Raw genomic sequence first — 14,351 nt, forward strand, 5'->3', positions numbered from 1 at the left:
CACCTGGCTTAGAAAATCCTGTGTAGAGGATTTGATGTCTTTCTGCCATAATACTTCCTGGGCAGAAAGTCCAAGAACCGTGCATAGAATACATGCACCAGAGTAAATTTTCTTCATCTGCTTGTGTATTTAGTTTTTATATTTTTTTGCAAATTTAACATTTTTTAACGCATTTCAAGTCCCACCCTTGAGATTTAATCTAAATTTTTATATACAAGAATATTTTCTGTCTATTTCAAACAACCAGTGAATAAAATTAATCCTAAATGCAATAAAATCTCATTCATAAAAAACAAAAAGAGCCAATCCCCGAAGGGATCAGCTCAAAACATTAACTGTTTTATTGATAGAATTATGATGTCTTATTTCCAGCCACCCCCTAAACTTTTGTAGATGTCTACAACGGTGCTCAGCTGTTTCTGCTTAGCTTCAATCAGCTCCATTTTGGCATCCAGAGCATCTCTCTGATTCAGAAGAACCTCAAGATAATCCGCTCTTGAATTTTTGAATAACTGATTCGCTATATCAATAGACTGATCAAGCGCTTTGGTCTCCTGCGACTTCAACTGATAGTACTGATCTATATTCTTAACCTTTGACATAAGATTTGCTACATCCAAATAAGCATGTAAAATTGTTTTGTCATATTCGTACAGCGACTGTATTTGTCTTGCATCAGCAGTCTGAAAGTTTGCTTTGATCGCACTTTTATTAATTAATGGCCCGGCCAGCTCTCCAGCCAGACTGGAAGCAATAGATTCCGGTAACTTAACCAGATAAGAAGGTTTGAAGGCTTCCAATCCTAATGTTGCAGAAATTTCCAGTGACGGATAAAATTCCTTTCTTGCAGCCTGTACATCCAGTTTTGCAGCTTTTAATTCCAGTTCTGCCTGTTTGATATCCGGACGGTTAGCTAATAACTGAGACGGTATTCCTGTGTAAACAGTCTGTGGCATTGTAGACATAAAGCTTTCTTTCGTTCTCACGATAGGCTGAGGATATCTTCCCAAAAGCGCATTAATCTGGTTTTCTTTCTCTGTGATATCCTGACGAATCGTATATTCTGCAGCTTTGGATTTTGCCAGTTCCGCCTCAAATTTCTTAACAGCCAGTTCCGTAGCCGCTGCAGCTTCTTTCTGAATTTTGGAAATTTCCAGCGCTCGTTCCTGCAGCTTAATATATTGCTGAATAATATCTAATTGATTATCCAGCGCCAACAATTCATAATAATTGTCCGCTACTTCTTCAATAAGATTGGATAATACAAAGTTTTTCCCCTCAACGGTAGAAAGATAATGAGCAACAGCCGCTTCTTTTTCAGTTCTGAGCTTTTTCCAGATATCAATCTCCCAGTTGGCCATTAATCCGCCTTCAAAATTGCCCAAAGGATCGGGCATTTCTTTTCCGGGTTCTATTTCTGTAGTGGCATCACCGGCTCCTTCACTGGTATAGCGGCCAGCTTTTTTTATTCCAGCTCCTATTCCGGCTGATACCGTTGGTGTCAGTTTTCCTTTTTTAGCTAATACCCCACTTTTCGCAATTTCAATTTCCTGAAGTGTGATCAGTAATTCCTGATTGTTTTTTAAAGCGGTTTCGATTAAGCTCACCAGATTTGGATCTGTAAAAAACTGTCTCCAGGGAGTTGTCCCACTGTTTACGCTGACATCCTGCTGCTCTTCATGATTAAAATTCTGAGGCAGGTTTTCTTTTACTTCATCTTTTATAACAGTGGCCATAGGAGCTCTACAGCCTACGAGGATAAGCGATAGAGCAATGGCTGCTATATATTTATTATAAATCTTCATGTTTGTTATCGTGTTGATAAGGTTCAGTTTGTTCTGTTAAAGGATTTTCCTCTTCATATCTTGCCAGTCTCGATTTCTCTGCGATGGTTCCGAAAATATAATACAGCCCCGGAATAATCATAAGTCCGAAAATAGTTCCTATCAGCATTCCTCCTGCAGCTGCAGTACCAATTGTCCTGTTTCCTACAGCTCCCGGTCCGGTTGCGATTACCAATGGAATAAGGCCTGCAATAAAGGCAAATGAAGTCATCAAGATTGGACGGAAACGGATCGCCGCCCCTTCGATAGCCGCTTTCGCTACAGGAATTCCTTCTTCTGCTTTCTTCTGAACGGCAAATTCTACGATCAGTACCGCATTTTTACCTAACAGACCAATCAACATGACCATGGCTACCTGAGCATAGATGTTATTTTCCAGACCTAGTAATTTCAAGCATAAGAATGCTCCAAAAATACCTGTCGGAAGCGATAAGATCACCGGCAACGGCAGAATAAAGCTTTCGTACTGCGCTGCAAGGATCAGATATACAAATCCGAGACAGACCAGGAAGATAAACACAGCCTCGTTCCCTCTGCTCACTTCATCTTTGGAAATACCTGCCCAGTCGATACCAAAACCTCTAGGAAGGGTCTTATCCGCCACCTCCTGGATTGCTTTAATAGCCTGACCGCTACTGTATCCCGGTGCCGGAGTTCCACTTACTTCTGCAGAATTATACATATTATGTCTTGTAATTTCTGACAATCCATATACCTTTTCCATTCTCATAAAGTCTGAATACGGAACCATCTGGTCTTTATCATTTTTCACATATAGTTTCAGGAGATCTGTAGGCAAAGCCCGGTATTGAGGACCTGCCTGCACGATCACTTTATAAGGTCTGTCGAAACGGATAAAACTGGTCTCATAGTTAGACCCTATTAAGGTAGACAGGTTATCCATTGCATTTTCTATCGTTACTCCTTTCTGTTCCGCAAGGTCATTATCTACCTTCAACATATACTGAGGGAAACTTGCAGAATAGAATGTAAATGCAGATCCAAGCTCAGGACGTTTTTTCAGTTCTCTTACAAAATCATTACTTACCTGTTCCATTTTATGGTAATCCCCACTTCCTGCTTTATCAAGCAAACGGAGCTCAAAACCTCCTGCGGCACCATAGCCCGGAATGGAAGGCGGCTGGAAGAATTCTATATTGGCACCGGGAATATTTTTGGCTTTTTCTTCAAGCTTTTCAATAATCTCAGCAGCAGATTCTTTTCGCTCTTCCCAGCTTTTAAGGTTGATCAGACAGGTTCCTGAGTTGGATCCGGTACCTTCCGTCAGGATTTCGTATCCTGCCAGTGAAGAAACGGACTGTACACCATCGATATCTTCAGATTCCCTTAATAATTCTTTGGCAATCTGGTTGGTTCTTTCCAAAGTAGATCCCGGAGGGGTCTGAATAATGGCATAGATCATTCCCTGGTCTTCCGCCGGAATAAATCCTGAAGGAAGTGAGTTGCTTAAGAAATATGTACAGGCACAAAATGCCAGAAGTAAAGGAAGCGTGATGGATTTTTTCTTAACCGTTTTATTCAGCATTTTCTCATACTTCCCGGCACCTTTTGTAAATAAATTGTTGAATTTATCCAGGAAAATGGTAATTGGGGTTTTCTTTTTGGCTTTTCCGTGAGTGTTTCTTAAAATCAAAGCACATAAAGCCGGATTCAGTGTCAAGGCTACAACCCCTGAAAGAATAATCGCTGAAGCCATGGTAATGGAAAACTGACGGTAAAATACTCCCACCGGACCGGACATGAATGCAATCGGGATGAATACGGATGCCATAACCAAAGTGATTGCGATAATCGCCCCACTGATTTCATGCATGGCCTCTTCCGTCGCCTTTAATGGGGAAAGTCCTTTTTCTTCCATCTTGGCATGGACGGCTTCAATCACTACGATTGCATCATCGACAACGACCCCGATGGCCATTACCAATGCAAAGAGCGAGATCATGTTTAGCGTAATTCCAAATGCGGACATGACGGCAAATGTACCAACCAGTGAAACCGGAACCGCCAGCGCAGGAATTAAGGTTGAACGCCAGTCTCCAAGGAACAGGAATACCACGATTGCTACCAGGATAAAGGCTTCAAATAAGGTATGAATAACCTTTTCCATGGATGCATCCAGGAATCTGGAAACATCATAACTGATGTCGTAATGCATTCCTTTCGGGAAGTTGTTTTTCTCAAGATCTTTCATCAAAGTTTTTACATTTTTGATAACGTCACTTGCATTGGAACCGTAAGACTGTTTTACAGTGATCGCTGCAGAAGGCTTTCCGTTCAATGTAGAATAGATATCATACATTGAGGAACCGAATTCTATATCAGCCACATCTTTTAATCTTACAAATTCTCCGCCCGGTTTTGCTTTTAAGATAATATTTCCGTAATCTTTTTCATTATTGAAACGTCCGGAATATTTCAGAATATATTCAAAGGACTGGGAGCGTTTTCCTGAACTTTCTCCTGTTTTTCCGGGGGAAGCTTCCAAACTCTGCTGGTTCAGGGATTCCATCACTTCGTCTGCGGAAATATTGTAAGCGGTCAGCCTGTCCGGTTTAAGCCAGATACGCATAGCATATTCACGGGTTCCGAGGATATCTGCGAACCCTACTCCACTTACCCTTCTCAATTCTGACATCACGTTGATATCGGCATAGTTGAAAAGGAATTTCTGGTCAGCTTTCGGATCATCACTGTACAGGTTAATGTACATCAACATGTTGGGTTCTTCACGGGTAATTTTTACCCCTTCACGCACTACCAGAGGCGGCAGCTTGTTAACAACGGAAGATACACGGTTTTGAACGTTTACCGCAGCAACATTGGGATCTGTTCCGAGATCAAATACGATCTGAATGGAAGCTTCGCCATCGTTACCGGCATCGGAGGTCATATATTTCATACCCGGAACACCATTCAGACCTCTTTCGAGGGGAATAACTACTGATTTAATCAATAGTTCGTTGTTGGCTCCCGGATATTCTGCGGTGATATTTACTTTAGGTGGTGAAATGGAGGGAAACTGGGTCACTGGAAGTTTTACCAGCGACAGAATCCCCATAAATACAATGATCAGCGAGATCACAATAGACAGAACAGGTCTGCGGATGAATTTCTTAAACATACTGCTTCGTTTTACGAGTAGACTACTCTGCTTTTAGTTTCAATGACTGAAGAACTTTTTTAGGATCCTGGAATTTGGTCTGTATTTTTTGGTCGTCTTTTACTTTTTGTACCCCTTCTAAAAGGATTTTATCTCCTTGTTCAAGCCCTGAAGCTACCACATAAAGATCCGGCAACTCGTAAGCTATTTTTATATTTCTGGATTTTGCCATTCCATTTTTATCGATGATGAATACATATTTCTGATCCTGAATTTCATAAGTCGCTTTCTGCGGAATGATAAGCGCATTATGCACAGGAAGAGTCATCTGTACTTTTCCGGTTTCGCCATTTCTAAGCAGTTTGTCAGGGTTCGGGAATTTTGCTCTGAAGGCAATATTTCCTGTTTCATTGTCGAATTCTCCTTCTATGGTCTGAATTTCTCCTTTCTGAGAAAGCATTTCGCCATTAGCCATAATCAGAGATACCTGATTGCTCCCTCTGTCGGCAGCGTGTGTCTGATAAGTTAAATATTCAGGTTCTGAAACATTGAAATAGCTGTAAACGTTGGTGTTGTCTGATAAAGAAGTTAACAGATCACCTTCGTCTACAAGGCTTCCCAGTTTTAAAGGAATTCTGTTGATTACCCCTGAGAATGGCGCTTTGATATCTGTAAAAGATAAATGGATCTGTGCCAGTTTCATTTCAGCATTGGCAGCATCCAACTTAGCTTTGGCCATTGCTCTTTCATTTTTAGAAACAATGTTGTTACTGGCCAGGGTGCTTGCATTTTTTAATTCGATGGTAGCCTGCTCTACTTCTGCTTTCGCTTTTAATAATTCAGCCTGGTACAGCTGAGGCATAATTCTGAACAGGGTCTGTCCTGCGTGTACATACTGTCCTTCATCTACATAAATTTTTTCAAGGAATCCTTTCTCCTGCGCACGGACTTCGATGTTTTTCACAGACTGGATCTGGGCTACGTATTCTTTATTAATCACGGTATCCATTTTTACAGGACTTGTGACGGGATATACTGTGGCTTCTTCTTTTTCTTCTTTCTTCTGACTGCAGCCAACAGTCAATAAAAGGGTGCTTATCGCAATGCCTGAGGCAACTCTTTTGATCATAATTCTAGAGTTTAATATAAATCGTTAATGTTTGAAAATAAGAATGTTTGGTAATAGAGATCCTGCACCATAAGATTATTGGCATATGCAACGCAGGATATTTCCTATCCGGACTGAGGACAGAAAATAAATTGGGAAAAATGAATTTTAAATTCTGATAGAACGGATCAGAATGAATGTTTTAACATTGGAATAGAGCGAAAGAAAACCATGAAAACCAGGTTTTCTGCTTTTAAAGGAACGAAGGCCAAAAATATAAACAAGACTGAATACTCCTGCAAATACAGCAATAATCTGTATGGTGTCAGAAAGCTGAAAATCTTCTTCAGTAAGCTCTAAGCTGGCATTTTCTACATTGTCTGCCATCTGCTGTACGGAGAGTTTTTCGAAAGTCTGGTTCAGCTTATTGGCTTTTTTAGGCATATGGTGAGAAACATGACCTGCATAGTCATTTCGAAGTGTTTTAACGCTAAGCCTGCTTTCTACTACGAAGAGCAGAAAAAGGCCAGTCAAAAAGTATATTAGAAAGTTTCTCATTTTGAAGTGGCAAATGTACATTTAGATATGTATATCCTCATAGCAGATTAACAAAATTTAACTCTCCTTTAAATTAGCTGAAGAAAAAATTTAGCCATTAGAAATACTGAAGTTCTTGTTGAATCTAAATAAAGAGTTTCAAAATAACTATTTACAGAGAAATCTAGAATTGAGTAATTTGTTATTTTTAACTGAATATGAAAAAGAAGGAATTCTAAACGGCATGATTTAAATCATTTTTTACTGGGTATCAGCATCATATAATTTTAATACTTTTGCAATCAATTAAAACAACAAATGTACCTATGAAAAAAACTGTACTATTTCATTCTTAAAGCCGACAGCTCAAAGAGCATTCTTGCGGTAATTTATTCTTTACAAATCTTTAAAAATCCGGTCTTTTTATGATTTATAAAAACGCCTGTAAAGAACTGTAATGCATAACAGATAAAAATATCAGATTAATTTATGTAAAATTAACATATATTTATTAAAAATATTTGTAAATTTATATAGTATTAATATCACTATTTCATGATACACTTACCAATCACTTATCACTATGAAAAAATTATTTACATCGGTCCTTATCGGGCTGGCAGTCCTTTCCTCAACAGCGTGTAAGCATCCGGGCAAAGAAGCAGAGGTACTTACAGAGACAGTACCGGAAAGCAAAGATGAAACTTCAAAAGATGTTTTCACCGACAGTTATGGGGAAAAAATTGAGGTTATCATCAATCATACAAAAGGTACGGCAACAGTACATCTGGAGGGCAAAACCTATGATCTGAAAAAAAGTGATGCGCTTCCTGAGTATACTGCTAGCAACGAGGAATATCAGTATTCAAATATCAAAGGAAATATCACTTTACTGAAAAAAAATGTAGATATGGTCCTGTTCCATGCAAAACGTGAAACAAAAGGATCCGGCTCTACAAAAATGGCTTCTTATTAATTTAATCACCAACCTTACACAAAATATATTATGAAAAACTTATATTATTATTTGTCTGCTCTTTTCTTATTTGTATTTCTTACGGCATGCAAAACAACACCAGCTACTGAGCAAAAGCCAACAGATATTACAGGAAAAACTTGGAAGCTGACGGAACTGAACGGGCAACCGATCCAGCTTAAAAACCCAAAGAACAATCCTTACTTTAAGCTTAATACGGAAGGTATGAGGTATGAAGGTCATGCCGGATGCAATGGATTTGGAGGCACTTTTGAGATTAAGCCTGATATGATGAGAATTAAATTCAACCAGGGAATGTCTACGATGATGGCCTGTGAGGATCTTGAAACTGAACAATTATTTACAAAAGCAGTACTTGCCGCAGATAATTATTCTGTAAACGGCAATACGCTGACATTGAATAAGGCAAGAATGGCTCCTTTGGCTAAATTTGTTCTTCAACCATAATTAAATTAAAATTTTACGATATAAAAAAGACGTTTTACAATTTGCGAAACGTCTTTTTTTATTATAAATTCTCTTAAGATTTTTTATAGATCATATAGCAGATCAGAAGGCTTATATTGACCAGAACAGCAAAAGCATTTGATAAAATAATGGGCAGCTCATCTTTTATAAAGCCGTACCAAACCCAGAGCGAAAGGCCTGTAATAAGCACTATGAGCATGACCAGGGAGATATCATCCACATTTTTCTCTTTAATAACTTTGATCAGTTGGGGGATCATGGAGATGGAAGTAAGGACTCCAGCTATTATTCCCAGGATATTTTCATTCATAGTTTCAATTCTTTTAAAATGTATTTCATCAAATTTCACAGCAACAGTAATAAATTGAAAGGCCAATAGTATTACTTCCACCTTACCTATTTGAATCTTTCACCGGAGACTTCTTCGTGAAGCGGAATATTGTCTTCAATAAACTGATACAGGCTTTTTGAAAAATAACAGCCATTCAGAATTCCTCTTGCCCCAAGGCCATTGAATACATACAGGTTTTTGTGTGATGCATGTCTTCCGATAATAGGTCTCCTGTCTTTTACTGTCGGCCTGAAACCAAAATTCACTTCTTTAACTTCAAAATCATACGGATAAATTTCCGACAGTCCATTCACAAGCTGTGTAACTGCAGATTCGTCAACATGATGATGAAGCTGTTCTCGATCGTAGGTTCCGCCATAGAAATGGAGTCCGTTATCTGTTGGGAACAAGAAATGTTTCTTTTTGATCGTAATATCTTTTGGAATTTCTTCGGAGAGTTTTACTTTGATGTGATGTCCTTTGTTGGGAATAACAGCTATATCTGAGAAAAAAGGATTTTCTTTCACCCCCATTCCTTCACAAAATATAATATGCTTACACTGAAAATCTTTATAAGTAGCTGAAGAAGCATCTAATTTTTCATAATCAAATTTTTCTTTAATCAGGAGTTCTTTTTTTTCTAAAAAATCAAATAGATCCCCGAAAAATCCACTTACCTGAAGTCTGGCAGACTGATTGACCTTTCCCGTGTTAAAGTCGTTTTTTACCACCTCTAAATGATCGAATTTTTTATCAAGGAAACTAGAAAGTTCTTCGTTATCTGATTTTTTGAGCCAAAGGTTCTGTTCATTCCCGTCATGAAAAACCCGGTGAATCGGTGAATTGATAAGATAATTTTTCCCGGTATAAGATTCTATTTCATTCAAAGTGTCTTTCAGAAAGTTAATTTGTTCCTGTGCTTTCCAGAAGGTTGTAAATTTTTTGAGGACCACCGGATTGATAATTCCGGCTGACACCTGGGAAGCACTCTTTCTCCCCTCTGAAAAGAGTACAAAAGATTTGTTATGCTTAATCAACTGATGAGCAAAAAACAATCCCGCATATCCATCTCCAACAATAATATAGTCTACATGTTTCATAATAAAAAAACCTGAGTAAAAGTACTCAGGTTTTGTATAAATATCAAGTGAAATCTAGTAATTCCACATATCATTTTCCATATTCAGGATCTGCGCCTTGATTCTTTCGCTTTCTTCCAACTGATCTTCAGCATCTTTAGGAATATAGTCCTTGATAGTACCATCACCTAAACCGCTTGATGATTTGTAAATAACTGAAGAGAATCTTCTTGCATTGATGATATCATCGAAAGACAGGTCAGCAGAAGAATTCTTTCTGTTGTAAACATAGTTGTTTGCCAGAATATCTCTTGCATTCGGATAGTAGATCCAGAATAAATCGATCAGCTCATCATTACTGGCAATCGGCTTACCATCTGGTCCAATAACTCCCTGTACAGCAGGATCTGGTCCCATTGCTGCAATCCCCAGAGGTCTGTATTTCATCTGTCCGTCTCTCTTATCGATAAACCACATACCCATGATCTTAAGGACTTTTACCTTTTCAGTAGTAGTCTTGAAGACGTCGGTATATTCTTTTTTCTCCTGTTCAGTTAACTGTCTTCCGGAGTTAAGAATATCAATGGCAGCATCGTTGATTACTACTTTTTCAAGTCTTTTCTGAATGCCTTCCGGTGAAAGTTTCACGGTAAAGTTTTCATCATCATAAACCTGCTCAATCTTCCCTGTCAATGCACCATCTAATAGTAACTGGTATAAAGATCTGGTAGGCGTAGAAAGAAGCCCATCCGGATTGTCATAATAGAATGGCTGGTTGATCTTATCATTCATATCAATGATCTCCCAAACAAACATACTCTTAAGGATATCTTTATCTTCTACAAAACCATATTCAAGAGGCTTTACTGTGTTATCAATAATAGTATCACCAACTTTTTGTTTGTTTTCCTCTCTCATCTGTCTGAACTCTTCTGGAGAAGAAGCATTCAGAATAGTCTGGGATAAAGCAAATCCCGAAACTAATACTAAAAGGCTGCTAATATATTTTTTCATAATAAATTACAATTTTAGTCCTATTGAACATTAATAATTATAGGAGTAATGTTTTTAATCTGCTGTCCTTCTAATCCTTGTGCTGTAGCTTTAATTTCGAAAATTGAAACTACATCTCCAGATCTAAGATTTTTAACTAATCCTGCGGCATCACTTAATGAATTTCCATGGATCAGTAATGCTGCTCTTCCAGGAACTCTAACCATGAACTGGGTAACATTGAATGAAACCGGGAAGTCGAAGTCTGGAATCGCTGCCTGTACAGACTGGTTAGGAATAGAAGTTGCCGGCATCGACAATACATTCTGTCCTCTCATCTGACCTTGTGGTGGCGGCACATTTTTAATTCTATATTCAAATACCTGAGATACGGATTTTCCATAAGGATCAATTCCGGATAATGTCAATCTAACTACGTTACCTGTTGTAGGCTTCACGATCCATTTTCCTGGGCCTGTATTTCTTACAGATGCTCCCGGAGCAGATAATGAAAGTTTAGAATTATCAGCACCTAAGATAGATCCTGAAACAGGATTCTCAAGTCCTCTATACATTACGTTCATTTTATCAGCAGAAAGTAATAATCCTTTTTCAAGTTTTACTTCTCTTGGACCTGCGATTACATTATACGTGTGCGTCCATGGGAAACTCTGAGGTTTTCCTGAAGCATCCGTTAAGGTAATTGTTCCTCCTAATTTATGTTCTCCGATACCAGAACCTGATATTGAAGTGATACCTTTACCATTTTCTACTCTGCCTACACCAGAAATACTGATCTTGTTGCTATTGGAATAAGTACCTAACATTACTTTTACTTCTGCCTGTTTTCCTGCCTGGATGTCTACCGGACCTGAAACAATAGGCTCATAGCTTGAGAATTTGATATTCGCATCCACTTTCTCCTGAAGTAATAATGCCAATGCATCGGACTGTACGTTTCTAGCATCATTCTGGATGATCTCAAGGTTTGAAATCGCAGCGATTAACGGCTGGTGATAGAATTTATTCTGAAACCAGGTCTTATCATTTGGAGATTTTCCTTTAGGATATTCGGCAATCAGAGATTTATTAGCTCTGTCCACCAAATCTTTTAATTGCGCATTGCTGCCAAAAGTTGCATTGATATAATTTCTTACATCATCAATTTTAGCTTTCAATTCTAAAGCTCCTTTTGAAGGTGCATTCTCATCTCCTTCTTTGAAGAAGTATTCTGTAGTCGCCTCATTGTTGTTCAATGCTGCAAAATTCTCACTTACATCAATCTCTTTTCCTGTTTTTGGATCTCTATCATGGAAATCGGACTGTTTTTTCAAGGCATCTTTAATACCCTGAGCAGATGATACCAATAAATCGATTTTACCTTTTAAAACTTTATACTGTTCCCAAGGCTGTGCATAGGTATCCGGAACCTGCTGAGCTTTAGCCTCTAACGTTTTTTCAAAGATTTTTTCATTCTTTTTTTCCGTTAAAGTTCTTGTTTCATTCAAAGCTCTGGTAGAGTCATAGTATGATCTGATGATTTCTGCATCAATATTTAGGGCCATCATCGCGATGAACACCAAATACATCAGGTTGATCATCTTCTGACGAGGGGTCTGTTTTCCTTGTGCCATTCTCTTTTCTTTTAGTTTTTGATTAAGTAGTTAAATTTAGAAATGGTTAGGAATTAAGACTTCATAGCAGTAAGCATACCACCATAAACTCTGTTTAAGCTGTTAAGATTAGTTGTTAAACCTTGTAACTCTTGATTGAATTTTTCAGACTGCTCTGCAGATTTCTGCATATCAGCAACATATTTGTTAGCAAATTCAGATTGTTTTTTACCGTTTTCAAGCTGCATTGCATATAAGGCATTCATGCTTTCCATATGTTGAGCTGCTTTGTTAAGCTGATCATTATATTTATGAGTGGAAGCAGATACGTCCACAGTCTGGTTGATCTGATCAACAGAGCTGGAGAACTTATCGATACCTGTTCTAAGTCTGTCAAATAACTGAACATCCAGTTTTGCTTCCTGAAGCATTTTGTCTAATTTATTTGAAAGAGAATTTTCTAATTCTGCAAACTGCTGTGCATTGTTTTTGGATGACACATTAGAGTGTAAAGGGTTTGGGTTGGCATGCTTATCCAATAGTTCAGGATATACATTTTCCCATGCATAAGACTCTTCAGATTTCGGAGGGTCAAATGCGAAAATAATAAAGATAATAGCCTCCGTGATAAGACCCACTGTAAGAGCCATATTACCATTAATTGGTCCCAAGGTAATGTGAGTAATTTTAAGCCAAGCTCCAAGAATTACAATTGCAGCACCGAATGAATAAAAGAAATTCATCCAAGCATCTTTAGTCTTAAACATATTAAGTTAGTTTTTTTAATGTTAAATAAAATTGTTATTGAAAAATTGTCTGGTTAATTATCTGTTAACTCTTCTTGGTTTAACAGCTGCTTCAGGAATATCCTGTACAGTTCTGAATCCGATATAGCTTCTTGCAGAATCTTTTCTTTCCCAATCTCTAGCACCTGTCATAAGAGCATATCCTATATCTTTCCAAGATCCACCTCTTACAGACTTCTTCGTATCTATTTTATTCTTCGTAGAAGGATTTAACGTAGAAGAGAATCCATAAGAAGAGTTGTTATACGCAGATTCTGTCCATTCAGAAACGTTTCCAGCCATATCAAATAACCCAAATCCATTTTTCTTAAATTTCTTTACTGGAGCTGTATATGTATAAGTACCTTTTTTATCGTCTTCCATATAGTTACCTCTCTTAGGTTTGAAGTTGGCAAGATAGCAACCTCTGTCATCCATTAAATATGGACCTCCCCAAGGATAAGTAGCATTTTGCATTCCGCCTCTGGCAGCATATTCCCACTCGATTTCTGTAGGAAGACGGAACTTCATTGGTCTTTGTTTTTTTCTTTTTAAGCTTTCGTTATAATCTGTTTTCAGTTTAGATCTGAAGTTACAGTAAGCTCTTGCCTGATCCCAGGTTACCCCAACTACAGGATAATCTTTATAGGCTTTGTGCCAGAAATATTGCTCGAACAATGGCTCGTTGTAAGCAAAGTGGAAATCTTTTACCCAAACTGTAGTATCCGGATAGATCGCAATGCTTGAACTTTTAAGGAAGTTAGCTCCTCTTTCGTTCTCAGCAAGTGCGGCATCCATATCTTCCCACTGATAATTGTATTTTAGTTTACTAACGTCTAAAATTCTTTCGTTTCCGATTCTAGAAGAAGCAGGCAGGTACATAGATTCCAGAACTTCTGCATATTCTACATCAGGATACTTTCCGGTACTCCAATGTAAAGGGATTTTCCAGTCTAGTCTTTTAGTTGCATCATAGCCTCCATCTTCTCTTCCTCCCTGGCCTTCTAAATATTCTTGATAAGGTGTTAAATTTTCTTCTTTTTTAGCAAGGTATGCATAGTCACCGATGCTTGCTCCTCTACGTCCGCCTTCTTCACCGCCTTCCCCAGCAGCTTCAGCTAGTAGAGTTCTCGCAATGGAATCTCTTACATAATTGATAAATACTCTGTACTCTGCATTGGTAGTTTCCGCTTCATCCATGAAGAAAGAGGAAACAGTAACAGTTTTCAACGAAGCTTTTTCAGGAGTATTTGTTGGGTCCTGATCTGCAAGACCAGCAACAAATGAACCTGCAGGAATACCAACCATTCCAAATGGTCTTTCCGCAACAAATGATTTCGTTTTTTCTCTTGGTATCAATTCTCCTTTTGTTCCAGGCTTCCCTACAGAAGAACTGCCACCACCTGAACAAGATACTGATGCTACCGACGCAGACAATAATAAAAGAAATATCCTTTTCATGTTAATTTTTATAA

The 14,351-nt window shown here is 38.2% G+C and carries 12 protein-coding genes; 2 read left to right on the forward strand and 10 right to left on the reverse strand.

Going from position 1 to position 14,351, the window contains the following annotated elements; translation table 11 throughout:
- Positions 1-362 precede the first annotated feature (362 nt).
- From ACTJIV_RS18850 to ACTJIV_RS18865, 4 genes are all read right to left on the reverse strand, one after another.
- Positions 363-1,805 carry a TolC family protein gene (locus ACTJIV_RS18850; RefSeq protein WP_440629128.1) on the reverse strand — a complete coding sequence of 481 codons (1,443 nt, stop codon included), beginning with the start codon at positions 1,803-1,805 and terminating at the stop codon, positions 363-365.
- Positions 1,792-4,986: an efflux RND transporter permease subunit gene (locus ACTJIV_RS18855; protein ID WP_440629129.1), complete on the reverse strand. Its 3,195-nt coding sequence runs from the start codon at positions 4,984-4,986 to the stop codon at positions 1,792-1,794. The genes ACTJIV_RS18850 and ACTJIV_RS18855 overlap by 14 nt, the downstream gene beginning before the upstream one ends.
- A 22-nt stretch (positions 4,987-5,008) precedes the next feature.
- Complete coding sequence (locus ACTJIV_RS18860; protein ID WP_223558428.1) at positions 5,009-6,094, reverse strand: efflux RND transporter periplasmic adaptor subunit; 1,086 nt, start codon at positions 6,092-6,094, stop codon at positions 5,009-5,011.
- Positions 6,095-6,241: 147 nt separating this feature from the next.
- Positions 6,242-6,631, reverse strand: coding sequence for a hypothetical protein (locus ACTJIV_RS18865; RefSeq protein ID WP_440629130.1), 390 nt, complete (start codon positions 6,629-6,631; stop codon positions 6,242-6,244).
- Positions 6,632-7,193: 562 nt separating this feature from the next.
- On the opposite strand from ACTJIV_RS18865, the gene ACTJIV_RS18870 reads away from it, so the two are divergent.
- On the forward strand, positions 7,194-7,586 hold the full coding sequence (locus ACTJIV_RS18870) for a hypothetical protein (RefSeq protein ID WP_440629131.1): 393 nt from the start codon (positions 7,194-7,196) through the stop codon (positions 7,584-7,586).
- A gap of 30 nt (positions 7,587-7,616) precedes the next feature.
- A complete protein-coding gene (locus ACTJIV_RS18875) occupies positions 7,617-8,054 on the forward strand; it encodes an META domain-containing protein (RefSeq protein ID WP_116013147.1) in 438 nt (145 codons plus the stop codon).
- Positions 8,055-8,127: 73 nt separating this feature from the next.
- On the opposite strand, the gene ACTJIV_RS18880 is transcribed toward ACTJIV_RS18875, so the two are convergent.
- From ACTJIV_RS18880 to gldK, 6 genes are all read right to left on the reverse strand, one after another.
- Positions 8,128-8,385 carry a SemiSWEET transporter gene (locus tag ACTJIV_RS18880; RefSeq protein ID WP_111959212.1) on the reverse strand — a complete coding sequence of 86 codons (258 nt, stop codon included), beginning with the start codon at positions 8,383-8,385 and terminating at the stop codon, positions 8,128-8,130.
- Between the two features lie 86 nt (positions 8,386-8,471).
- Positions 8,472-9,506 (reverse strand): NAD(P)/FAD-dependent oxidoreductase, encoded by a 1,035-nt coding sequence (locus tag ACTJIV_RS18885; protein WP_440629132.1) that lies wholly within the window; start codon positions 9,504-9,506, stop codon positions 8,472-8,474.
- Between the two features lie 54 nt (positions 9,507-9,560).
- A complete protein-coding gene (gene gldN / locus ACTJIV_RS18890; protein WP_111959208.1) occupies positions 9,561-10,499 on the reverse strand; it encodes a gliding motility protein GldN in 939 nt (312 codons plus the stop codon).
- A gap of 20 nt (positions 10,500-10,519) precedes the next feature.
- Complete coding sequence (locus ACTJIV_RS18895) at positions 10,520-12,112, reverse strand: GldM family protein (protein ID WP_111959206.1); 1,593 nt, start codon at positions 12,110-12,112, stop codon at positions 10,520-10,522.
- A gap of 53 nt (positions 12,113-12,165) precedes the next feature.
- A complete protein-coding gene (gene gldL, locus ACTJIV_RS18900) occupies positions 12,166-12,858 on the reverse strand; it encodes a gliding motility protein GldL (protein ID WP_048503046.1) in 693 nt (230 codons plus the stop codon).
- A gap of 57 nt (positions 12,859-12,915) precedes the next feature.
- Complete coding sequence (gene gldK, locus ACTJIV_RS18905; protein WP_111959202.1) at positions 12,916-14,337, reverse strand: gliding motility lipoprotein GldK; 1,422 nt, start codon at positions 14,335-14,337, stop codon at positions 12,916-12,918.
- Positions 14,338-14,351 lie beyond the last annotated feature (14 nt).

This window comes from Chryseobacterium sp. 22532 (genome assembly GCF_052044665.1).
GTDB lineage: Bacteria > Bacteroidota > Bacteroidia > Flavobacteriales > Weeksellaceae > Chryseobacterium > Chryseobacterium lathyri.

What these genes read in the sequence shown, in the direction of transcription:
- ACTJIV_RS18885 (WP_440629132.1), bottom strand. Translation starts at nt 9,506, where the DNA reads ATGAAACATGTAGACTATATTATTGTTGGAGATGGATATGCGGGATTG.
- ACTJIV_RS18865 (WP_440629130.1), bottom strand. Translation starts at nt 6,631, where the DNA reads ATGAGAAACTTTCTAATATACTTTTTGACTGGCCTTTTTCTGCTCTTC.
- ACTJIV_RS18875 (WP_116013147.1), top strand. Translation starts at nt 7,617, where the DNA reads ATGAAAAACTTATATTATTATTTGTCTGCTCTTTTCTTATTTGTATTT.
- ACTJIV_RS18880 (WP_111959212.1), bottom strand. Translation starts at nt 8,385, where the DNA reads ATGAATGAAAATATCCTGGGAATAATAGCTGGAGTCCTTACTTCCATC.
- ACTJIV_RS18895 (WP_111959206.1), bottom strand. Translation starts at nt 12,112, where the DNA reads ATGGCACAAGGAAAACAGACCCCTCGTCAGAAGATGATCAACCTGATG.
- gldK (WP_111959202.1), bottom strand. Translation starts at nt 14,337, where the DNA reads ATGAAAAGGATATTTCTTTTATTATTGTCTGCGTCGGTAGCATCAGTA.
- gldL (WP_048503046.1), bottom strand. Translation starts at nt 12,858, where the DNA reads ATGTTTAAGACTAAAGATGCTTGGATGAATTTCTTTTATTCATTCGGT.
- ACTJIV_RS18855 (WP_440629129.1), bottom strand. Translation starts at nt 4,986, where the DNA reads ATGTTTAAGAAATTCATCCGCAGACCTGTTCTGTCTATTGTGATCTCG.
- gldN (WP_111959208.1), bottom strand. Translation starts at nt 10,499, where the DNA reads ATGAAAAAATATATTAGCAGCCTTTTAGTATTAGTTTCGGGATTTGCT.
- ACTJIV_RS18870 (WP_440629131.1), top strand. Translation starts at nt 7,194, where the DNA reads ATGAAAAAATTATTTACATCGGTCCTTATCGGGCTGGCAGTCCTTTCC.
- ACTJIV_RS18860 (WP_223558428.1), bottom strand. Translation starts at nt 6,094, where the DNA reads ATGATCAAAAGAGTTGCCTCAGGCATTGCGATAAGCACCCTTTTATTG.
- ACTJIV_RS18850 (WP_440629128.1), bottom strand. Translation starts at nt 1,805, where the DNA reads ATGAAGATTTATAATAAATATATAGCAGCCATTGCTCTATCGCTTATC.